Below are 20,763 nucleotides of genomic sequence, written 5' to 3' on the forward strand. Positions count from 1 at the left end.
GTAGTATGCATCCGGGCGAGCCGAGTGCCTTCATTACGTCCGGCGACTCACCGACCATGACAACGCGGCGCGGTTTCATACAGAAGGGCATTCAGGGCGCGGCCGTCGCAACGAGCGGCGGCATGCTCTGGTCGTATCTCGCCATTCAGAACGCCCGCGCCGAGCCCTTGGCGCTGCGCCCGCCCGGCGCGCTTGCGGATGCGGACTTCAATGCGCTCTGCATCAAATGCGGGCGCTGTGTGGTCGCCTGCCCGTACGACACCCTGAAGCTGGCCGCGTTGGCCGACCGCGCACCGCTCGGCACGCCCTATTTCGAGCCGCGGCAAATCCCCTGCTACCTGTGTCACGACATTCCCTGCAAGGTCGCCTGTCCGACCGGCGCGCTGGCGCCGACGCTCGACGATGTGATGGACTCGCGGATGGGTCTCGCCTTTATCGACACGGAACATTGTCTCTCCTGGCAGGGGCTGCGTTGCGAGATCTGTTATCGGGTCTGCCCGCTGCGAGACAAAGCGATTCGCGTCGAAACCCGACGGCGTGAATTGAGCAAGCACGCCATGCTCCTGCCGATCGTCCTTAGCGAGGGCTGTACGGGTTGCGGCATCTGCGAGAGTGCCTGCCCGACCGAAATTGCCGCAATCAAGGTGCTACCTGCTGAACTGATTCAAGGGAAGATCGGCGACCACTTCAGGATGGGGTGGGCGCCGCCCAGTCCCGAACCCGGCGACACCTGGAGGGGACAACTGGATTCCGCACCGGAGCAGGGTCAGGCGCCCGGATTGGATTATCTGAATCAGCCGGAGTTTTAGATGGCGAGCGACCGTCCGGTAACGGCACGACTCTGGACTTGGCGCCATTTGATTCTGCGGCGGGTCGTCCAGATCGGTGTCCTGCTCCTGTTCTTCGGCACCCTGCACTGGGGCTGGTCCTTATTCGGTCTTCCCCTTTTGAGCGGAAACCTCAGTGCATCGGAGATCCTCGGCCAGGTGACGCTCGCCGATCCCTTCGCGACGCTCCAGATTCTGCTGACCGGACACGTCCTTCAAGCCGAAGTGCTCTTAGGCGCAGCCCTGGTTTTGGGCGTCTTCCTGATCCTTGGAGGCAGGGTCTGGTGTTCTTGGGTCTGTCCGGTCAATTTGGTCACCGATTTCGCGGGCTTTCTGCATCGCAAGACCTGGCATAAAAACCTTTTCGGGCTTCCCCGTCACCTGCGCTATACGGTACTGGCACTCGCACTGGTGCTGTCGGTCTTGATCGGGCTTCCGGCATTCGAATGGGTCAGTCCGATCGGGGCCATGCATCGCGAGATCATCTTCGGTTTGGGTCTGGGCTGGACCGCCTTGGTCGGCCTTTTTCTATTCGATTGGCTGGTCGTCAAGCACGGTTGGTGCGGCCACCTCTGCCCACTCGGCGCCTTCTATTCAGTGGTCGGGCGCCATACGGCCCAGATCCGGGTCAAATTCGATCAAGCCAGTTGCAACGGTTGCGGGAAATGCCAAGCGATCTGCCCGGAGCCTCAGGTCTTGAACCTCAAACGGTTGGCACGGGACGGCCAGGTTCTCTCGGGAGAATGCACCAATTGCGCACGTTGTATACCGATCTGCCCGGAGAATAGCCTGGCGTTTGGGTGGCGTCTCGGCACACCGAGCCCTGACCAGGCTCGTGCTCATAATAAGCTCATAATGAAGGAGGATTGCTCATGATCATGTTTCGCCGTTCCGTCGCGGGAGTCGCCGCGATTGTTTTCGCCGGCAGCTTCGCACTCGCACAAGACCTGTCTTGGACCGACGAGGATATCGGTCTCGTCGGGAACGCCTTCGATTCTCCCGAGCCGATGCGGTTCGACTACATCTCGATCGATCCGGAGGATGCCGACTCGACCTTGCCGACGGCGTTCGTGGATGCCCCGCCCCTGATTCCGCACAGCATCGAGGAATCCGGCCTCATTACCCTGAAGAACAACAAGTGCCTGAAATGCCATCACGACCAGGATCTCTGGGATCAGGACAAGGACGCGGAGGAACCTTCCCCGATGCCCGAGAGCCATTACGTGAGCATGCGCACAGCACCCGATGTCATCGCCAAGAAGATCATCGGAACCCGCTATTTCTGTACCCAGTGCCACGTTCCTCAGGCAGAGGTCGATCTACTGGTCGGAAACGATTTCGGCGACCAATGAAAAGCCTCGTTCAGGAACTGTTTGCGCGCTTGCGGGATGCGCCGGCTGCACTGTCCAGCGTGGGCCCCGGGGCGAGCGAGGGCGCATGTCACGCATCGATCGCGCTGGCCGTCGAGCACGTGGTCGACCACGTCTCGCCCCGACTACGTGCGGCGCCCGGGTATGCCAAGGTCCTTCGCGAACCGGTCGCGGCAGCCCTCCGACACATCGATGCCATGGCCGAGCTGGTTCCCGGGCCGCTGACATGCAGTCGCGAGTCCTTCGCCGCTGACTCGCAGGTCAACGCCTTCTTCGTCAGCCCCGGACACCTGCAAGAGGTCTTCAGCCAGAGCCGAGAAGTTCGGCAGGTCTTCGATGACGAACCGGATGCCGACGCATGTTGGGCCTTGCTCTGTATGCAAATGAAGGGTAAGTCCAGGCCTGGACTTGCGTTGGTGCGCGATCAGGTCCAACGCGATGTCATGCAGACGACCATCAGCTTTTGCGAGCATCAAGTCGTCGCACCCGGACGGACCGAGCGCGACGCGAGGCAAGCGCTGAAGTGCTGCATCTTCAATGGATTCCTCGGGTTTACTCGCCAGCGACTCGAGGAGGCGACGCAGCGTCGCGACGCTGCTCGCATCCTTCGCAGGCGCCTCAGACAACTCCGCACCGAACCCGGCACGGATCATCGTCGCGTTGCGCTAGAGCTCGAGCTTGCCGCCGTCGAGCGCGAAATCGCCCGCCAGGATCAGCCCATCGCCGATATTGCGGAAAAACTACGCTTCGTCGCCGGAATCCTCGCCAACCCGTCCGCGATGATGAGCGCCATCCGGAAGCCGTTGAACCTAAGCCGGCTCGGGGTTCAGATCAGCGAAAGCTCGAATGAACCAGGGTATCGGCTAATCCTTTCCGAGATTCAGATCGCATCCCATGCTCCCCGCGTAGGTGCCCTGGTGAAATTCCATCGGCATGAGCTGCTACCGGCACCTGACTTCATCCGCCAGGCCGATCTCTTTCTATCCCAATGACTGGAGAGCCCGTCAATGACTTCAGAGCAAAACCGCGAAGGCGTATTGGAAGCTCTTTTGGAACGTTTCGAGCGTCAGCGACTTCCGCGCATTCTGGCGCTGAAACAGCAGGTCGACGAGGGCGGCAAGCTACGCGCCGGGGACATCGATTTTCTGACGGAGGTTCTCGCCGACGCACAGCACAACGCTCACCTCATCTCCGAAGTCCCTCACTGCAAAGACCTGTACTCGCGGGTCGTGCATCTTTATCGAGACATTACCGAAAAGGCGTTGGTGAATGAGCAGGGTGTTTAAGCGGCGCTGACTGCTCCGTGAGCCGTCGATGTCCGAAATAGCCGACGTCGCAATCGCCGCTTTATCCGGTCTCGACTGATCGTTACGGCCATGCGACGGCCGCCTGACTGATCCGGATCGATTGACGGTTGCACAGTCCGAATCGCAGTCCGGCCGTGGCTAAAAACACCTTGCGCAGGCACAAAGACCAGCGCGGCGATGGAAGCGACCATAGCCGCGATGAAGAGTAGCGCGACTAGGACCGACGCATCGAAAGCGAGAAAAAACTCCGAGAAAGAGCATCGCAATCTCCGAGGGCAAAAAAGGGCCGTCATCGAAAAGAGGCCAATCGACAGACCGATGAGCTTCGCGCGGCCTGAGAGCAGGACCAGTACAAGGGCGGCGCTCGGCGCATCCATCGGATCCGCGGTGACATCTGTCTCGACCGGTCAAGCGTGGTCGACGATACGCGACAGAGGGTTGGCCATGACCGCGAGGATGGCACCGATTCCCGAGAGAAAAAACACGTGGACAACGGAGAGTTGGATGATGTGCGCGATGTCAGTGATAGCTGAATCTTGAATCACATCACGCCTCATGATGCGATTGGCATCAACAACATCGAGAGGTAAACCTGGATACTGTTTTTACGCATTGCGAAGGTCAGGGCCGGCCGAGCATTCCGGCGCGCTCATAACAAGTCAAGGAAGATGGCGGACCCAGCTCGGCAGAGCTGGATTGTCCGTCGTCAGCCCGGTGTTCGGGTAGGGCTGAAGCGCGACCCCCAGGGGCTAGCTTGGCGGGCAAGCGCGTTTCCGGAAATCGCCTTCATTGCTATCACAGAGTATTCCATGGCTGTACCGGACCGTCGAGCCGGTTACCGGCCGGCTGGAAGCCTCGTCGACTTGGCCTGCGGTGCGCGATGGCGTGACCTTGGTTGCATTGGACTCATCGTGAAGGAATTGCGACAGGCGATCCAGCGATGGGATCCGGATGGTCCGTCGCTCGATCTGGGCCAGTCCTCGACTGGCCAACTCATGAAGCTCGCGCGAGAAGGTCTCAGGACTGATGTTGAGACTGGATGCGATCAACGACTTAGAGGCCGGCAGAACCACCGTCACGTCATCCGCGTCGTCGGTGCTGTGGCAGCGCCCCTGCTTGATCAGGAAGTCCGTGAGGCGCTGACGTGCCGTCATGAGACAACAGGCTTCAAGATCTCTAATGAGTCGATGCACGTCGGCGGCATTCAGCTTCAACAACATCCCGCCCACCTGCGGCCACTCGGCGATGGCGATCTGGATGCGCTCGCGACCAACGACGAGGAGACGGCAGTCGCTGATCGACTCGGCAAACACAGGACAGGGCTCATCGAGGAGAACTGCCGCGAGCCCGAAGGCCCGCCCGGGCAAGAGGATATCGAGGACGCGTTCGGTGCCCAACGCAGAGATGACCGACAATTTGATGCGACCCGCCAGGAGACATTGAAGACCGCCCGAGAGACTGCCTTTTTCGCAGATGATCTGGCCCCGCGCGACCGTGCGGATCTGGCTGCCGCCGGCAAGGTAGCGCGCAGGCTCTTCGTCGAGTTCCGCGAACGCCTCGATCGATCGCAGGTGCGGGAGAAAGCTCAACGACCGGTCGACGTCATTCATCGTTCCGAGTGTATCCGCCCGCGCGATCGTAACAAGTGGCATACACCTGAGCGCGATGAGGTCGACCTACCTCTTTGGTGGTAGTCGCAGTACACTCTGATCACACTGAAAATGTTCGTATTAGGCGGTTTTGATTACAGCTGCGCGCGGTTTTAATCGGCGGCTTTGGCGCTTTGGTGGTACCCCTTTATGACGGCCCAGTCGGCTGAGCGCGAACAGGTATGGCCCAGGCGGTAGCGATGCGATCTGTCTTGCCATCCCTGCTCCACCGGTCACTTTTGATCAGTGTCGGTCTGCTGATGAGCCTGATCCTGCTTTTGGGCATCCTCAGCATGCTCATCACCGGGGTTGTCGCGCAAACCACCGAGGGCCTCGCGTCCGCGGTCAATCAGTCGGGCTCACTGCGCATGCAGTCCTACCGCATCGGCATGGTGTTGGCGGAGTCCAGCGTTCCCGCCCGACAACGCGCCGACCAGGTCTCGGCTCTTGTGGCGGAGTTCGAGCAACGTCTTGCCAGTCCTCGGCTCACGCATGCAATTCCGCTCGCCGCCGGGGATCCGGTGCGCGCAGCATATGAAGGGGTCCGCTGGACCTGGGCCGAACAGATGCACCCTGCGCTGTACCTGAACATTGAGCAGCTTCGAGAGCCGGCCGGAGCACGCCCGGCCGAGGGTCTGGCCGCCCTGTCGTATCACCTGCAGGTCGACCGCTTCGTCGAGCAGATCGACGACCTCGTCGGTCGACTAGAGGCGGTGGCCGAGGGGCGAATCGCGATGCTACGCCTGGTGCAGATCGTCGCCCTTGCGTTGACCCTGGTGGCGGTGCTGATCACCATGATCCTGGTCCGGCATCGCGTGATTGTCCCGCTCGGCGAGCTGCTGCGCTGCGCGGATTCGTCGCGGCGCGGCGATTTCAGCCGACGGACACCCTTTACCGGCGCAGATGAGCTGGGACGACTGGGCGAGGCCATCAATCGCATGGCAGAGGATCTGGCCAGGCTCTATGCCGGTCTTGAAGAGCGCGTCGCCGACAGGACACAAGACCTGGAGCAGGCCAACCAGTCGCTGGAGCTTCTGTATCGGGTCGGCAAGCGACTCCACGAATCAGCAGTCTCACGACCCCTTTTCGAATGCGTGCTCGCAGAGATTCAGGGCAAGTTGGGCCTCCAGGGCGTTAGCCTGGCGTTGTGGCATGATCCCGATAAAGGTGAGGATCTTCATCGAATCAGCGCCCTTGGCAATCGCAGTCCATGCGGTGCAGAGTCACACGCTGGCGGTCTGGACGATTCAAACGCCGATGCTCAAGAACACGATTCTGCTCAGGCCCAGATCCCGGCTCATACCGCGGCCGCGTTGGGGACCGCGTTGGGCGATGTGCGCCACTGCGCTTTCTTTCCGGTGACCAATCAAGGCCAGGAGCTCGGCGTCATGATCGTCGACCCGGGCGACTGCAGGGACATCCCACTCCGGCAACGGCGGCTCCTGACGTCCCTGGCGGCACGCATCGGCACCGCGCTGGGTCTGCACCAGCGCCAACGCGACGCACGACGCCTGTCGGTCTACGAGGAACGCACCACCATCGCGCGCGAGCTGCATGACTCACTAGCTCAGTCGCTCTCGTACCTCAAGATCCAGGCGGCCCGCCTGGATGCGCGCCTGGCCGCGGAAACAAACGCCGACCCGGCGCAGGCACGCGAGGTGTTGGCCGATCTGCGCGACGGAATCAGTAATGCGTACAGTCAGTTGCGCGAGCTCCTGACCACGTTTCGGCTCAAGGTGGACGACCGTGGACTCAATGCCGCGCTCAATGCGACCGTCACAGAGTATCGTGCGCGCGGAGAAACCCAGATCAGCCTGGACAATCGCCTCGCTGCCCTGCTGCTCACTCCCAACGAGGAGATCCATGTGCTACAGATCGTGCGCGAGGCGTTGTCGAACGTGTTCCGCCATGCCGGAGCGGCGCGGGCTTCACTGCGCTTAACAGCCGTGGAGGACGAAATCCTGGTGACGATCGAGGACAATGGACGCGGCATCCCAGCGCTGACCATCCCGGCCGGACACTACGGTCTGCAGATCATGCGCGAGCGCGCTGCCAGCCTCGGCGGCGCCATCGAGATCGGGCCCGGATTGCATCGCGGAACGCGGGTACAGCTCCGATTCCCGAGCCGGTCGCCGGCTCAGGGCGAGCACCATCCGACCGCGATCACACCGCCATGACCACCGCACGCGAGCCGCCCCCGCCCCGCATCGCTGTGGTCGTCATTGATGACCATCCGCTGTTTCGCAAAGGTTTGGCCGACCTGATCGCGATGGCCCCGGAGCTGATCCTGGTCGGCGAGGCCGGTGACGGCGAGAGCGGAGTGCGGATCGCCATCGCCACCCGCCCTGACCTGATCCTGCTCGACCTGAACATGAAGGGGATGACCGGGATACAGACCCTGGAGCGCCTGCGACGGACCGACCTCGACGCCCGCGTGGTGATGCTCACCGTCTCGGACGCCGAGGAGGACGTGATCGCCGCGCTACGTGGCGGTGCAGACGGCTACCTGCTCAAAGACATGGAGCCGGAGGAGATCCTGGAGAACCTGCTCGCAGCCGGGCGTGGTCGCGTGGTGATCAGCCACCGGCTGACGGAGCTGATCGCACGCGCGCTTCGCCACGACGGGCTCCCCGTGCGCCCTGATGAGGCCGGCCTGACCCCTCGTGAACGGGAGGTTCTGTCGCTGATTGCCGAAGGGTTCAGCAATAAGCTGATTGCGCGCGAGTTGAATCTGTCGCCCGGCACCGTCAAGGTCCATGTCAAGCATCTGTTCAAAAAGCTCAACCTGAAGACCCGCGTTGAGGTCGCGGTCTGGGCTGTGCGAATCGCCGCGTCACGCGAGGATTGATCGCTGACGCGCGTTCGGCTGGTCCGGCTACTCGGGCAAGGCCGCCTTGCGTGGCCGGCTGCGACATCGTGATCGCGGAAAAGGCCAGCGGAACCACGTGCGACGGCCGCACTGAGTCGGCCTTGCTGATAGCATTGCAGCGGCTCGTAAACACACACGTGGTCCCGCGCCTAGGTCATCAGGCGCGCAGCATCACGGATTTTCGGGTTGTTCGCGGACTTTGAGTCAAACCTAGCAGATCGACACCACCCGACTTCAGGCATCACTGCTAGCGTTCGCACCCTTGAGATCGCGGCTCACTCTGGCATCAAATCCTGCAATAGCAAGCCATGCATGTGGGCTGGTTTCGGCCAGAAGCGGTCCCTCCACATGCCTACCGTGACGTTTGCTCCTCCAATATGCTTTCTCTGACGTTTGGTAAGAATAGAAATTCTGTTTAAGCATCCCTATCTCCCTCCCAAGGTTTGGCATAGGCTTGTGCCCGCTGCCGTCTCAATACTGAAATGGCGGAATGTGTTCAAGGGTCTCGTTCAACAGTTAACTGTATGAACTTTTTTAGTCGCGTATCCTGGGTAGGCGCAACTTCCTAGTCAGATACTGCTGCATCTTCGCGGCCTCCATCGGGCGAGCGAAATGATAGCCCTGACCTTCCATGCCGATGTGGCTTTTGAAGAACTCGACCTGCTCCAGCGTCTCAATGCCTTCGGCAATCACTTGTAAATTGAGGGCTTTACCCAAGGCGATGATCGCCTCTGCAATGGCGACGTCATCTGAGTCGCGGGGAATATCACGCACGAACGACTGGTCGATCTTTAACTTGTCAATAGGCAGTTTTTTGAGGTAACTCAAAGAAGAGTACCCCGTTCCGAAATCGTCGATCGCCACCTCGATGTCCAGTTGTCGGACTTGTTTCAGTTTGTGGATGGACTTGTCGGCGTGACCCATCACAAAGGTTTCGGTGATCTCCAAGGTGAGATGCTGCGGGGGGAAGCCGGTTCGCTCCAGGATCTGGGTCACTTCATCGACAAAGTGCTCGTGCTGGAATTGCGGTCCGGCGACGTTTACCGACATCCGTCCTACGGGGAGTCCAGCATCCAACCAAGACCGACCTTGTTGGCAGGCCGACATCAGCACCCATCGCCCAATGTCACGGATCAAGCCGCAGTGTTCGGCAATCGGAATGAAGCGAAGCGGGGAGATGATGCCCTGGTCCGGATGTAGCCAGCGCAGGAGCACCTCCATACCCACGACGTCCTCGTTATCTAATCGGACCTGAGGTTGATAGACGAGATAGAATTGCTCGTGCGTGAGCGCATGCCGCAAGGCATTTTCGAGGAATATGTACTCAAATGCCTGGGTGGTGAATTCTTCGGAGTAGAACAGGTAGGTGTTGCGCCCAGCCTCCTTGGCCTTGTACATGGCCGCGTCGGCATTGGCCAAGAGCGTTGATGGATCTGATGCATCCTGGGGAAACAGACTGATACCCATACTTGCCTTCATGGTGATTTCACGGTTGTCTACCTGGAATGACGGGGCAAAGCTATCCAACAAGCTGCCAACCACGTGAGCGGCATTTTCCGGCCCACCGATGTCTTCGAGCAGGATGACAAACTCGTCGCCGCTGATTCGCGCTAGGGTATCGACGGCCCGGATTGCGTGGAGCAGCCGCTCTGCAATCTGAATCAGCAGGGCGTCACCTGCCGCGTGGCCCATGCTGTCGTTGATGTGCTTGAATCGATCAAGGTCAACAAAGACCACCGCGAGTGTCGAACCTGCGCGGGTCGCATGGCGTATGCTCTGGCTTAGTCGGGAGTCGAACAGCAACCGGTTGGGCAGTCCCGTCAACGGGTCGTGGTGTGCCAGATAGTCGAGTCGGTCCTGATGTTCCTTGATCGCCGTGATATCGGTGAAGATACCGACATAGCCTCGCGGTTGCTTTTGGTCATCCCAGATCGTGCTGATGCTCATGAGCACGGGATACGCGTCACCGTCTTTGCGCCGGTTCCAAATCTCGCCGCGCCAGTGTCCGGTCTCTCGAAGCGTACGCCACATGGTCTGGTAAAAGAGGTGGTCATGGCGCCCGGACTGCAGGATGCGTGGATTCTTACCAATGACCTCGTGCTTGTCGTAACCCGTGATGGAGAGAAAAGCCCCATTGACATCCTGGATAATCCCGTTGAGGTCCGTGACCATCACCCCTTCGGCAGTGCTGTTGAAGACCGTTGCCGCCTGGAGTAGCTTCTCCTCCGCTTGACGGCTTTCGGTAATGTCCGTGGCAATCGCATAGATCAAGCCTTCATCGAAAGAGATCCGGGAGGACCAGGAGATGAGACGGTAGCCTCCATCTTTATGCCGATACCGATTCTCGAAGCGGCCGGAACCGCATCCTTGCTCTGCGATATTTCCTGTTTCATCCCGGGTCCTTTGTCGATCGTCCGGGTGCACATAGTCGATGAAATGCGTTCCGATGAGTTCGTCTCGGGTGTAGCCCAGCGTCTGCTCCCAAAGCGGGTTGACTTGAAGGATGGTTCCTTTTAAGTCAACGATCATGTTCAAGCTCATCTGCTGGTCGAAAAAGCTATCAAACGCATTTTGGATGTGGCGTTGCTGGGTCACATCAATAACGACGCTGTTCCACTGAATATCACCGTTCTCGAGACGCGTCGGCATGCCAGTCCCGCTGAGCCATTTCAGAATCCCCGATGGGGTTCTGATGCGCCATTCGTGTTTCCAGAATCCCAGGGTCTTGGCTGACTGTTCGATGGATTTAGCCAATCCCGTGATGTCGTCCGCGAGCACGGCATCCCAGAGAGGCGATGGGTCGTTGATGAGTTCCTCAGCGGAAATCTCCCAGATCTCACGACAGCCCAGCGTCATGTTCGCGAGCGCGTCGCTGCCATCGACGTGCAGGACATATTGGAAAATGGCGCCGGGAACGCTGTTGGTAATCTCCTGAAATTGCGTCTGCGCCTCGATCAGCGCCTGTGCTTGCCGCTTGCTCTCTGTGATGTCGGTGGCCAGCCCTTCGATCAGCAGTTCGCCGTCGGTCATCCGATGGGCAATGGAACGGTCGTACAACCAGTGCCAGTTGCCGTGATCATCTTTGATTCGATATTCAATGGCGAAGGCTGTCCCTGTGCGCAAGTTGTCAAGGGCGCGTTGCACAAGGGACTGGTCATCAGGATGAATCGACTCGGGCCAGTGCGTCGGATGGGCGAGCAGGTAATCCGGAGAGACGCCGAAAACACGCTCGACCTGGCGTGAACAGTAGAGGCCGCCCCGCTTTGACGAATATTGATAGATGACATCGGGAAGGTGATCGACCAAGCGCTTCCAGCGTGCCTCGCTCTCGCGTAGGGCTGTTTCGGCCTCCTTGCGGCGGTCGATGTCCTCAATGATCGAGACGAAGAAATCCGGCGTCCCATCAGGCTTGGAGACCAGCCCGACCGTGAGGTTGATCCAGACGAAGGAGCCATCCTTGCGAATGTACCGCTTCTCCATGGCGTAGTTTTCGATGTCGCCGGCCAGCATCCGACCGACATACGCGACGTCGGCGTTAAGATCGTCCGGATGGGTGATGTCCTGAAAGGTCTTTGTCAGCAGCTCGTCTCGGGAATACCCGATGATGTCGCAGACCTTCTGATTGACCCGCAGCCACGAACCATCGGGTGCGACATGGGCAATACCCACGGCGGCCTGCTCAAAGGTGGCCTGAAAGCGACGTTCAAGCGCTAGCAGAGTGTTTTGTTCGTGATGTGTGCATTGAGTAGCGATCAGCCTTCTCCTTTAGCTAACGAGCTTGGCCTTAGTGTGCGACGACCAGTCGGCACCCCGTATGACAGCTCTCCACTACCGTAGAACTCCTGAATCGCTTTCTTCGCCAGAGACAGAGGCGGATCGTTCTACTTGAGCCTGTTCTGGACCCGGACCAAGCAGGGCACCTTGATGCTCAATGCCCAGAGCGCCAGTCCTGTTTTTCAGCTATGTTTAAACAAACATTTGTGGCATGTCCAGTGATCTGCGCCATCGGGGTTGAGCTTTGGCTTTGGCGACGCCGTGGATAACTCGGCGGACAACTTGCTGTGGAGTGGGTGAGGAGATCCCTATCCGACACCGGCGCGGAAGCATCGTCGCAGGCTGGCGGTCCGCAGGCGAAAGCGAGCGGTACCTCAGGCATGACGAGCACGACGCTTGCCGCATCAGCTCTGCGGTGGATTGTCGTTGACGTTACGCCTCGATCCAGTGTCGGCTTCGGGTCGTGACCGGCCTATCGGAAGCGTCACCCCCAGCGTCGGCAAAGCGCGTGTTCCGGCCGTCGCTAACCCGAGCGGTCGGCGGCGGCTTCGGAAGCGTTGCGGTCACCGACGATCCTGAGCCCGGGCGCGGGCTTAAGATCCGATCCGGACAGCTGCGATCTCTCCCCGAACGACCGCTGTAGCGGCCTGAGCAGACGTGCATTTTCGGTTCGTCTTGCCTTATGAGCAAAAAGAAAGACCCGGCCCCCGTAGCGCTTCTCCAAATCGAGCTGCAGTCCGCGGACCTCGCGGTCGTGCCAACGACCCCGGCAGACCACGCCGGTATCCGGGATCGCGCCGGCGCCCGATCCGGCCTGCGGGCCGGTCAACGCGAAACAGGGGATTTCGACGCCGCGGGCCAGACGCGGCAGATAGTGGTCCTTTTGCTCGTCCGTGCCGTAGTGCAGCAAGAGCTTGGCCGGGCCGAGCGAGTTCGGAACCATCACCGTCACGGCCGCGGTGATGCTGCGGGTGGCGAGTGTCATCACCACCGCGGAATGCGCCGCATTGGAGAATTCCAGTCCGCCGTACGCGCGCGGAATGATCAGGCCGAAGAAGCCCTGTGCCTTGATGTAGGCCCACGCCTCGGGCGAAAGGTCGTGGTCGCGGTGGGTGACACGCCAATCGTCGATCATCCGGCAGAGCGTCTGCAGTGGTCCGTCGACGAAGGCCTGCTCGGCGGCGGACAGCTGCGGGGCAGGCGTGCTCAAGAGCCGCGACCAGTCCGGACGGCCGGCGAACAGTTCACCGTCCCAACCGACGGTTCCGGCGTCCAGCGCCTGCTGTTCGGTGGGTGAGAGTTGCGGCAGGACTTGGCGGAAGCGCCCCAGCAGCGGCCGCGTCAGCCAGCGACGCCGCCAAGGGGTATAGGCGACCATCAGAACGACCCATCCGCACGCGCCGGCAACGACGATCAACGAGGTCATGGCAGTCTCCCGATGCGGCATCGATTCCGGTTGCGGTCATCGGGGGTTTCCCGCCTGTCCGGAACCGTATCGGCCACATTGCTGAAGACCGTTCGCGGCGCGGCAATCTTTCAGACGACGGCAACTCCACAGGTGTTGCGGTCGTCTCGGCCTCTTGCCGCCGCGCGAATCGCGTTCAATCCGGTGTTAAGGCCGGAAAGCTCAGCCGGACCTCGGTGCCCGTCTGCGGATCGGAGGCGATGCGCATCTCACCGCCGTGCTGCTCGACGAGGCGCCGCACGATGGCGAGGCCCAGCCCGGTGCCGTTGGTCTTGGTGCTGAAGAAGGGCTCGGTGAGATGCGCGAGCAGGTGCGCCGGGATCGGTTCGCCGTCGTTGTGCACGCGCAGCAGGATGCGCTGCTCCGGTGTCTGCTCCTCGACGTGCCAGGTGACCGGCGTGCCCTCGGGTGCGGCCTGACAGGCGTTGTCGGTCAGGTTGACGAGGATCTGTCGCAGGCGATCTTCGTCGGCGAGGATGTGTGCCGTGGTCGGCGTCGATATGAGTCGAAGCGGGCGTCCCGGGTCGCCGTCCGCGTAGCCCGCGACGAAGTCGGCGAGGGTGGAGACGACATCGACCGCCTGCAGATCGAGACTCAGCGGCTTGGTGTAGAGGAGCATGTCTTCGAGCAGACGCCGCATCCGCTCGGCCTCGCCCGCGCCCAACGCGATGCGCCGCTGCGCACGCTCGTCCAGCGCCAGTCCGGCGAGCGACTCCAGCGCCATGGACACCGTCGTGAGCGGGGTACGCAGCTCGTGGGCGATGCCCGAGGCGAACTCCCCGATGGCGGCGAGACGGCCTTGCTCGGCGAAGCGGGCGGTGCGTCCGAACGCCTGGGTCAAGAGCTGTGCGATGTTGCCCAGGAGACGCCGCCGCGCGCCATCGAAGCCCTCGGGACGACGGGTCGCGAACACCACCACCGCCGGGACGGGCGTCTGCGTTTGTGCGGTGAGCGGCAGGAAGATCGCGTCACGCATGCCGAGCGCGACCAGGTGACCGAGAAACTCGTAGGCCGGATTCTCGCGCACCCGGCCGACGGCATCGGCGACATGGAGGGGCGCGGCGTCGGCCAGCGCGGATTCCAGGAGCGTGCCCTGCAAGCGGTAAAGCCGTCGATCGCTCGGCTGCGGCCTGCCGTCCAGCCAACCGGTCTCGACATGCGCGTTGGCGCGGGCATCGTCGATGAAGACCACCCCGATCCAGTCGAACCCGAGCAGATCCCGAAACTCGCCGCTCAAGAACGCGACCAGCTCGTCGAGATCGCTGCCTTGCTGCAGACGTCGAATGAGCTGATGCAGCAGATCGAGCCGGACCGACAGGCGGTTGAAGCTGCCGGTCAGCTCCCGGATCTCGGTGCTGCCCTCCACCGGCGTGCGATGCCCGAAATCGCCGTCGGCGACGCGTTGGAAGCCGGCGATGGTGCGCCGCAGCGGCGCCAGGACCCGATAATGCAACACGATCAGCAGAGCGACCGCGACTAGGGCCACGACGACCGCCAGGGCAAGCGCGCCCTGGACCACCTTGCGATACTCGCTTGCGGTCCAGTCGCGCAGGGCCTGTGTCAGCGTCGCGGTGGCATCGCCGAGGACGGCATGCTCGGCGATGACGTGCTCGGCCGCCCATTCCAGACGCGGCTCCTCGGTGTCCTCGCCGATCGCCTCGAAGAGCGCGCCGCGCCAGCCCTCCCAGGTCTGCTCCAAGTCCCGGATGGCGAGCGTCACGCCGCCGCCCAGGCGCGGCATCATCCAGGGTAACGGGGTCGGCACCTCGTGGCTGAAATCGCCCTTCATGAAGGCGTCGACAACCTGATCGAAGGTCGCGACGTGGGTCGTCAGATCCCGGTAGTAGAGTCGGACATCGCGGTAGTAGGTCGGATAGTCGCGCGGGGCGTTCTGCTCGTAGTTCATCGCTTGGGCATGGATCTGCTCGGCGGCGAGCTCGAGCCGCCCGGCGATCTCGACCAGGGCGTCGTAGGCCAACTGGCGCTGAAAGGCGCCGACGGCGTAGAGGCCCGCACCGGCAAAGAGCAGGACCAGGCCGAGGAAGCCGGCGGTGAGCTGAAAGCCTAGGCTGGAGAGGCGTTGTTGAAGGGTCATGCCGAGGATTGTTGTTGATCCGCGAAGCGGCGAAGGGTCGAGAGCATCGCGGGCGTCCGACCGGAACGGATGAACGGGGCGGGGCGACTTTCGGCGCCAATGTCGGCATGGGGATGCCGGCGGGCGTGTCGATCAGCGCTGCGTTCCGAGCAGCATCCCCTTGGTGCGCAGATCCTCCATCAATCCGGCCCCGAAGACGATGATCCGATCCGGATCGGGGTGGCCGAGCTCCTCGGCGATTCGGCTCAGGACCTGGCGCCCCGTCCGCGGGGTTTCCTCCTCGAGTAAGATCAACAGGCGCTGCGTCACGGCGTTGATTTCGAGAAAGGCGATGTCGTCGTCCGGCGTACGATAGACCACCAGATGGGTCGGTTCCGGCGGCGGCGCATCCGGTCGGCAGTCCGGCCCGATGCGATGGACCGGGAAGCGATAGCTCAGATTCCAGGCCAGCGGCGTGAGCGCCGGGCGACCCTCGAGCAGGTCGCCGCTCGGATCGATGCGGGTGCAGTCCGGGTCCGCATCGCTGATCTGCAAGGCCAGCTCGACCCATTCGTAGTGCGCCAGCTCCAGGAGAAAGGGTGGATCTCGAGGATCGCCCGTGCGCGAGGTTTGCAGAAAGTCTAGAAATTCCTGTCCCAGCTCGAGGAAGAGCGGCGTCTTGGCGCGGTGACGGACGAAGAAGTCCCGTATCAGCTCGTTCCAGTGCGCGTCGGGCAGGATCCGGCGAATCACCGGAAAGTTGCCTGAAAGCAAGGCCGAGACGTTGTTGAACACCAGGTCGCGATAAATCGCCATGCGGCGATCCTCGACATCCTCCGGTCTCGGGACCCGTATCGGATCGCGCAGATGCGCCGCGAAGGCGCGCTGGCGTTGGATGAAATCGGGTTGGATGACATCGGCTTGCTCAGGCATCGGCCGCGCTCCGCACCGATCGCGCCGCATGGACCTGTTGGATCTGTTTGATCCGAGCGACCTCGCAAACCAGCCCGTCCAAGGGCGGGATGTTGAAGTCACGCTCCAAGAGCGTGGGGAAGACCCCGAAGCAGGTATAGGCCAGATCCAGCAGCTCCCACACCGGGTCGATGAGGTCCGCGCCGTGGGTGTCGACCCGCAGATCCTCGGCCTCCACATAGTGCCCGGCGATATGCCCGTAGCGGATGCGCTCCCCCGGCAGGGCGGCCAGGAAGGCGCGTGGGTCGTAGCCGTGATTGACGGCGTTGACATGGATATTGTTCACGTCGAGCAGCAGGTCGCAGTCGGCCTCGGTCAGTACGGCGTTGATGAAGTCGATCTCCGACATCTCTTGCCCCGGCGCGCCGTAGTAGGAGACGTTCTCCAGGGCGATGCGTCGCTCCAGGATCTCCTGCACCTGACGGACGCGTCCGGCGACATGCCGGACGGCCTCATCGGTAAAGGGGATGGGCAGGAGGTCGTAGAGGTGGCCGTCGTCGGAGCAATAGCTCAGATGCTCGGTGTAGGCGCGGATCCCGTGGTCGTCGAGAAACGACTTGACCTGCCGCACGAAGTGCAGGTCGAGCGGGGTCGGGGCGCCGATCGAGAGCGAGAGTCCGTGACAGACGAACGGATGGCGCTCGGTCAACGCGCGCAGGCGGCGCGCGTTCACGCCGCCCATGCCGATCCAGTTCTCCGGGGCGATCTCGTAGAAGTCGACCTCCTCGGGAGGCCGCTCCGCCAGCGCACTCAGAAAGGTGCGCCGCAGGCCGAGACCGGCGCCGTGAACGGGGAAAGGTTCTGGAGTCATGCCGTCAATGGGCTCCGGTTGGAATCGTGATACAGATGAAGACCGCGCGCTCGGAGACGTTCTTTCAGTCGGGATCTACTCGACGGCGGCCGCGACGATCTCGGCCAGCACGGTGTCGATATTCTTCAAAACCGCCGCACAGGCGCCGAGGCCGTGCCGGGTATCGAGCCAGGCCGGGGCGTTGTAGGCCACCTGCGTCACACCGTCGGCCCCTTCCCAAATCAGCAGCTTCAGCGGGAGATCGATCGCGACCGTCGCGTTGCAGTGCATCAGTCGCGTGCCGGCCGTCGGATTGCCGAAGATCAGCAGCTCGGTCGGCGGCAGTTCCAGACCTGCTTTGGTGGCTCCGGCCGCATGGTCGATGCGGGCGAAGACCCCGAGACCGCGCTCGGCGATGGCGGCCTCGGCACGATCCGCCGTCTCGGCGACCCCGTGCGGGCTGGTTGTCGCCACCAGGCCATTGCTCGGTCCGTCGCCGGCAAGTGTCCAAGACGCGGGTGAGAACAAGATCAAGACGAGGCCGAGAAATCCGAGTTTCTGCATGTGTTCGGTGCTCCGGTCAGCGCGGGCGCGTCGCCGCATCCCGAGTGTGCCTGATCGCGGGCACCACGTCCGGTGCCGTTCGGCAGACGGTGTCCATCAGTTCCAACAATAATCGTATCGGCACCGGCTTGATCAAGACCGCATCGACGCCCGGCGGCAGATGCCTGCCCGCGCCGATGCCGTGGCGGCCGCTGTAGATCGCCACCCGAGCGGCGGGGTGGTCGGCCCGCAGCGCCTCGGCGAGCATCACCCCGTCGCCGTCGGGCAGATCCGCATCCACCAAGGCTAAGTCGAAGCCGGCTGCGGCGGCGATCGTCCGCGCCGCGGTGCAGGTGCGCGCGACCAGGGGACGGGCGCCGTGCTCCTCGAAGGTCCAGGTCAGCATCCGGCCCAAGGCGCGATCGTCCTCGACGAGCAGGACACGCGGCCGGCGACCGCAACAAGCGGTGAATCGGTCGACAGCATCGGCGGGGCTCATCCCCGTTCCCCCAAGGAGGCGCGCAGCTTTTGGCGCGCCCGAAACAGGCGCGTCCCCACGCCGGCCGAGGTCAGGCCGAGTCGATCGGCGATCTCCTGCTGCGACAAGCCGTGGAGCACCTGCAGGACGAGCGGCTCGCGATACTCGACGGGCAGCTCCCGGATGGCGCGACGCAGGACGAAGGCCTCGGTGGAGGTGTCGTAGGTGACATGGCTGTCGGGCAGCTCCTCGGTCGGGATGTCCGAGACCTGGCCTTGGACGCGCTGGAAGCGGCGGGCGTTCTCGCGCCGCACGATCGTGAAGAGCCAGCCCTTCACCGCGTCGCGGTTCTGCAGCGTATCCAGCGAGCGCCAGGCCCGTAGCAGCGTCTCCTGCACGAGATCCTCGGCGGTGTGGAGGTTGCCCGAGAGTCTGTAGGCATAGCGATGCAGATCCCTCCCGTAAGCTTGTACCAGCGCGGCGAAGCCGGGCGTCTCGGGTGTTGTCCGGGGCAGGGCGGTTTCGGAGAGTGCGGTGTTCATGGCGATGGTCCGGCGATGGGGTGGAGTCGCCGAAACACTGCCATTTGTCGTGCCAGTCTCTATCGCTTCGAAAGAAAAGCGTTTTTATTAGGGACGCCCGGATTCGCTTGAACGAAGCGTTGTAACGAATCGTGACGACGCCCGGCCCCGTCGCGCGTCCTGTCACGATTCGTCGCGTCTCCGCGACCGCATCCGGCCCGGGATGGCTCGATTCGCGTGATCTACGGAATCGGGTACACGCCCGTGTGCCGGAGCAGACGCGCTCCCGAATCGCGATCTCCGCCGGTGCGCGCATCCCGACGCGTCGCGAAAGAGACCGATCCCGAGTCGGGTCCTATCCCCCGAGAATCTTCGAGAAGATCCCGCAACCCTGCGAGGTAAACCCCTCATGCTGTCTATTCACACGAAACCGTCACGAATCCCGCTTGCACTCCTGTTGATCGTCGCAACCGCAGCGGTCATGGCCGAGAACGCCTTCGATCTGCGCGGCAGCCTGGTGCCGGCCGACGAGATCCATGCCGGCGGCCCGCCGCGCGACGGCATTCCGGCCCTGACGGATCCCGCATTCGTCCCCGCCGCGCACGCCGATTTTCTGGCACCCGAGGACCGGATCCTCGGTCTGAATCTGGGCGGCGAGGCGCGCGCCTATCCCATCGGCATCCTCAACTGGCACGAGATCGTCAACGATCGGATCGGCGAGAGGGCGGTCGCCGTCACCTATTGCCCGTTGTGCGGCACCGGCATTGTCTTCGACGCGCAAGTGGATGGCCGGCGGATGGAGTTCGGCGTCTCGGGCCTGCTCTACAACAGCGACGTCCTGCTCTACGACCGCGGCACCGAATCGCTCTGGAGCCAGATCAAGAAAGAGGCGGTCACCGGTCCGATGAAGGGCCAACGTCTGAGCGCCTTGCCCATGACCGACACCACCTGGCGCGCCTGGCGCGAGGCCCATCCGACGACCCTGGTGCTCTCGACCGATACCGGGCACTCACGCGACTACAGTCGCGACCCCTACGGCGGTTATGCGCAGGAGCGCGGACTCTACTTCCCGGTCAGTGCCAGCTCCAAGCGCTACCACCCCAAGGAACGCGTGCTGGGCCTCGAGATCGACGGGACCTTCAAGGCCTATCCCTTCGCCGAACTCTCCAAACACGGCGGGGGCGCGATTCGCGACCGGGTCAACGGCCGCGATCTCCTCGTGAGCTTCGATCCGGTCAACGCAAGCGCGACCGCCTACGACGACAAAGGGTATCAACTGCCCGCCATCACGGGCTTTTGGTTCGCCTGGTACGCCTTCCATCCGCAGACCGAGATCTTTACCGCGGCTCGCCGGCCTTGACCGTGCGCCGCGGCTTGCCCGACAGCCCGACAAACCAAACCAAACCAAACCCAACCCAACCCAATCCAACTCGATGAGGACCTCCCCATGATCACGCTCGCACGCCGACTCCAAGTCTTGCTCGACACCACCCGCGCACTGGATTTTCTGGCCCCGCTGGCCCTGCGGCTCTATCTGGCCCCGGTCTTCTGGATGGCCGGGACCAAGAAATTCGCCGACTTCGACAGCACCGTGCAATGGTTTGGTAACCCCGACTGGGGCCTGGGTCTGCCGTTCCCGGCGCTCCTGGCCTTCCTTGCCGCAGGTACCGAGGTTCTGGGTGCGATCCTGCTGGTCATCGGCCTGGGCGTGCGCTGGATCTCGGTTCCGCTGATGATCACCATGGTCGTCGCCGCCGTGACCGTGCATTGGCAGAACGGCTGGCTCGCCATCGCCGAGGGGGCCGGGTCGTTCTTCGCAAACGACCGCACGATCGGCGCCATCGAGCGCCTCGACCGCGCCAAGGACATCCTGCGCGAGCACGGCAATTACAGCTGGCTCACCGAGAACGGCAGCCTGGTGATCTTGAACAACGGCATCGAGTTCGCCGCGACCTACTTCATCATGCTGCTCGCGCTCTTCTTCATCGGCGCCGGGCGCTATCTGAGCGTCGACTTCTGGTTGGCGCGTCGCTTCGCCGGGGCAGTGTCCGAGCGGTCTGTCGAGGCGAGCTTCGGGGGCAGACGGGCAGCAGCGACGACGCGTATTGGGTAAGCACCCGCTTC

Annotated in this window: 18 protein-coding genes; 9 read left to right on the forward strand and 9 right to left on the reverse strand. The window is 62.6% G+C overall.

Annotated elements, in window-relative coordinates:
• Positions 1-5: 5 nt before the first annotated feature.
• From napG to AADX97_RS12765, 5 genes are read left to right on the forward strand one after another with little or no spacing between them, the layout of a single operon-like run.
• A complete protein-coding gene (gene napG / locus AADX97_RS12745; RefSeq protein ID WP_374235517.1) occupies positions 6-809 on the forward strand; it encodes a ferredoxin-type protein NapG in 804 nt (267 codons plus the stop codon).
• Positions 810-1,703, forward strand: a complete 894-nt coding sequence (napH, locus tag AADX97_RS12750) for a quinol dehydrogenase ferredoxin subunit NapH (protein ID WP_374235516.1) — start codon at positions 810-812, stop codon at positions 1,701-1,703.
• The gene (locus AADX97_RS12755) at positions 1,700-2,179 is read left to right on the forward strand and encodes a nitrate reductase cytochrome c-type subunit (RefSeq protein WP_374235515.1); all 480 of its coding nucleotides are present in this window, start codon (positions 1,700-1,702) and stop codon (positions 2,177-2,179) included. Before napH ends, AADX97_RS12755 begins: the two co-directional genes overlap by 4 nt.
• Entirely contained in the window at positions 2,176-3,189 is a 1,014-nt protein-coding gene (locus tag AADX97_RS12760; protein ID WP_374235514.1) for a hypothetical protein, read from the forward strand. Before AADX97_RS12755 ends, AADX97_RS12760 begins: the two co-directional genes overlap by 4 nt.
• Before the next feature lie 15 nt (positions 3,190-3,204).
• Positions 3,205-3,483 (forward strand): hypothetical protein, encoded by a 279-nt coding sequence (locus tag AADX97_RS12765; RefSeq protein WP_374235513.1) that lies wholly within the window; start codon positions 3,205-3,207, stop codon positions 3,481-3,483.
• A gap of 770 nt (positions 3,484-4,253) precedes the next feature.
• Here the strand turns inward: AADX97_RS12765 and AADX97_RS12770 are convergent.
• The gene (locus AADX97_RS12770; RefSeq protein WP_374235511.1) at positions 4,254-5,114 is read right to left on the reverse strand and encodes a Crp/Fnr family transcriptional regulator; all 861 of its coding nucleotides are present in this window, start codon (positions 5,112-5,114) and stop codon (positions 4,254-4,256) included.
• Between the two features lie 239 nt (positions 5,115-5,353).
• On the opposite strand from AADX97_RS12770, the gene AADX97_RS12775 reads away from it, so the two are divergent.
• Together AADX97_RS12775 and narL are read left to right on the forward strand one after the other, a co-directional pair.
• Positions 5,354-7,330, forward strand: coding sequence for a histidine kinase (locus AADX97_RS12775; RefSeq protein ID WP_374235510.1), 1,977 nt, complete (start codon positions 5,354-5,356; stop codon positions 7,328-7,330).
• Entirely contained in the window at positions 7,327-8,001 is a 675-nt protein-coding gene (gene narL / locus AADX97_RS12780; RefSeq protein ID WP_374235509.1) for a two-component system response regulator NarL, read from the forward strand. The genes AADX97_RS12775 and narL overlap by 4 nt, the downstream gene beginning before the upstream one ends.
• A 555-nt stretch (positions 8,002-8,556) precedes the next feature.
• Here narL and AADX97_RS12785 read toward each other — a convergent pair.
• From AADX97_RS12785 to AADX97_RS12820, 8 genes are all read right to left on the reverse strand, one after another.
• Positions 8,557-11,778, reverse strand: a complete 3,222-nt coding sequence (locus AADX97_RS12785; RefSeq protein ID WP_374238725.1) for a PAS domain S-box protein — start codon at positions 11,776-11,778, stop codon at positions 8,557-8,559.
• Between the two features lie 541 nt (positions 11,779-12,319).
• Complete coding sequence (locus AADX97_RS12790; RefSeq protein ID WP_374235508.1) at positions 12,320-13,222, reverse strand: acyl-CoA dehydrogenase family protein; 903 nt, start codon at positions 13,220-13,222, stop codon at positions 12,320-12,322.
• Positions 13,223-13,397: 175 nt separating this feature from the next.
• Positions 13,398-15,356, reverse strand: coding sequence for an ATP-binding protein (locus AADX97_RS12795; RefSeq protein ID WP_374235507.1), 1,959 nt, complete (start codon positions 15,354-15,356; stop codon positions 13,398-13,400).
• 132 nt (positions 15,357-15,488) lie between these two features.
• Positions 15,489-16,268, reverse strand: coding sequence for a DUF2063 domain-containing protein (locus AADX97_RS12800; protein ID WP_374235506.1), 780 nt, complete (start codon positions 16,266-16,268; stop codon positions 15,489-15,491).
• On the reverse strand, positions 16,261-17,118 hold the full coding sequence (locus AADX97_RS12805) for a DUF692 domain-containing protein (protein ID WP_374235505.1): 858 nt from the start codon (positions 17,116-17,118) through the stop codon (positions 16,261-16,263). The genes AADX97_RS12800 and AADX97_RS12805 overlap by 8 nt, the downstream gene beginning before the upstream one ends.
• 75 nt (positions 17,119-17,193) lie before the next feature.
• A complete protein-coding gene (locus tag AADX97_RS12810) occupies positions 17,194-17,661 on the reverse strand; it encodes a DUF302 domain-containing protein (protein WP_374235504.1) in 468 nt (155 codons plus the stop codon).
• A 16-nt stretch (positions 17,662-17,677) separates the two neighbouring features.
• The gene (locus AADX97_RS12815; RefSeq protein WP_374235503.1) at positions 17,678-18,139 is read right to left on the reverse strand and encodes a response regulator; all 462 of its coding nucleotides are present in this window, start codon (positions 18,137-18,139) and stop codon (positions 17,678-17,680) included.
• A complete protein-coding gene (locus AADX97_RS12820) occupies positions 18,136-18,660 on the reverse strand; it encodes a sigma-70 family RNA polymerase sigma factor (RefSeq protein WP_374235502.1) in 525 nt (174 codons plus the stop codon). The genes AADX97_RS12815 and AADX97_RS12820 overlap by 4 nt, the downstream gene beginning before the upstream one ends.
• 388 nt (positions 18,661-19,048) lie before the next feature.
• On the opposite strand from AADX97_RS12820, the gene AADX97_RS12825 reads away from it, so the two are divergent.
• Together AADX97_RS12825 and AADX97_RS12830 are read left to right on the forward strand one after the other, a co-directional pair.
• Positions 19,049-19,999: a DUF3179 domain-containing protein gene (locus AADX97_RS12825; RefSeq protein ID WP_374235501.1), complete on the forward strand. Its 951-nt coding sequence runs from the start codon at positions 19,049-19,051 to the stop codon at positions 19,997-19,999.
• Positions 20,000-20,086: 87 nt separating this feature from the next.
• Entirely contained in the window at positions 20,087-20,752 is a 666-nt protein-coding gene (locus AADX97_RS12830; protein ID WP_374235500.1) for a DoxX family protein, read from the forward strand.
• The last annotated feature ends 11 nt before the right edge of the window (positions 20,753-20,763 follow it).

This window comes from Thiocapsa sp. C2-2m, from assembly GCF_041903745.1.
Classification (GTDB): domain Bacteria; phylum Pseudomonadota; class Gammaproteobacteria; order Chromatiales; family Chromatiaceae; genus Thiocapsa; species Thiocapsa roseilacustris.

Excerpts from the sequence above, each read along its gene's own strand:
- AADX97_RS12805 (WP_374235505.1), bottom strand. The coding sequence starts at position 17,118 with ATGACTCCAGAACCTTTCCCCGTTCACGGCGCCGGTCTCGGCCTGCGG.
- narL (WP_374235509.1), top strand. The coding sequence starts at position 7,327 with ATGACCACCGCACGCGAGCCGCCCCCGCCCCGCATCGCTGTGGTCGTC.
- AADX97_RS12790 (WP_374235508.1), bottom strand. The coding sequence starts at position 13,222 with ATGACCTCGTTGATCGTCGTTGCCGGCGCGTGCGGATGGGTCGTTCTG.
- napH (WP_374235516.1), top strand. The coding sequence starts at position 810 with ATGGCGAGCGACCGTCCGGTAACGGCACGACTCTGGACTTGGCGCCAT.
- AADX97_RS12820 (WP_374235502.1), bottom strand. The coding sequence starts at position 18,660 with ATGAACACCGCACTCTCCGAAACCGCCCTGCCCCGGACAACACCCGAG.
- AADX97_RS12810 (WP_374235504.1), bottom strand. The coding sequence starts at position 17,661 with ATGCAGAAACTCGGATTTCTCGGCCTCGTCTTGATCTTGTTCTCACCC.
- AADX97_RS12765 (WP_374235513.1), top strand. The coding sequence starts at position 3,205 with ATGACTTCAGAGCAAAACCGCGAAGGCGTATTGGAAGCTCTTTTGGAA.
- AADX97_RS12800 (WP_374235506.1), bottom strand. The coding sequence starts at position 16,268 with ATGCCTGAGCAAGCCGATGTCATCCAACCCGATTTCATCCAACGCCAG.
- AADX97_RS12760 (WP_374235514.1), top strand. The coding sequence starts at position 2,176 with ATGAAAAGCCTCGTTCAGGAACTGTTTGCGCGCTTGCGGGATGCGCCG.
- AADX97_RS12815 (WP_374235503.1), bottom strand. The coding sequence starts at position 18,139 with ATGAGCCCCGCCGATGCTGTCGACCGATTCACCGCTTGTTGCGGTCGC.
- AADX97_RS12770 (WP_374235511.1), bottom strand. The coding sequence starts at position 5,114 with ATGAATGACGTCGACCGGTCGTTGAGCTTTCTCCCGCACCTGCGATCG.
- AADX97_RS12775 (WP_374235510.1), top strand. The coding sequence starts at position 5,354 with ATGCGATCTGTCTTGCCATCCCTGCTCCACCGGTCACTTTTGATCAGT.
- AADX97_RS12795 (WP_374235507.1), bottom strand. The coding sequence starts at position 15,356 with ATGACCCTTCAACAACGCCTCTCCAGCCTAGGCTTTCAGCTCACCGCC.
- AADX97_RS12755 (WP_374235515.1), top strand. The coding sequence starts at position 1,700 with ATGATCATGTTTCGCCGTTCCGTCGCGGGAGTCGCCGCGATTGTTTTC.
- napG (WP_374235517.1), top strand. The coding sequence starts at position 6 with ATGCATCCGGGCGAGCCGAGTGCCTTCATTACGTCCGGCGACTCACCG.
- AADX97_RS12825 (WP_374235501.1), top strand. The coding sequence starts at position 19,049 with ATGCTGTCTATTCACACGAAACCGTCACGAATCCCGCTTGCACTCCTG.
- AADX97_RS12830 (WP_374235500.1), top strand. The coding sequence starts at position 20,087 with ATGATCACGCTCGCACGCCGACTCCAAGTCTTGCTCGACACCACCCGC.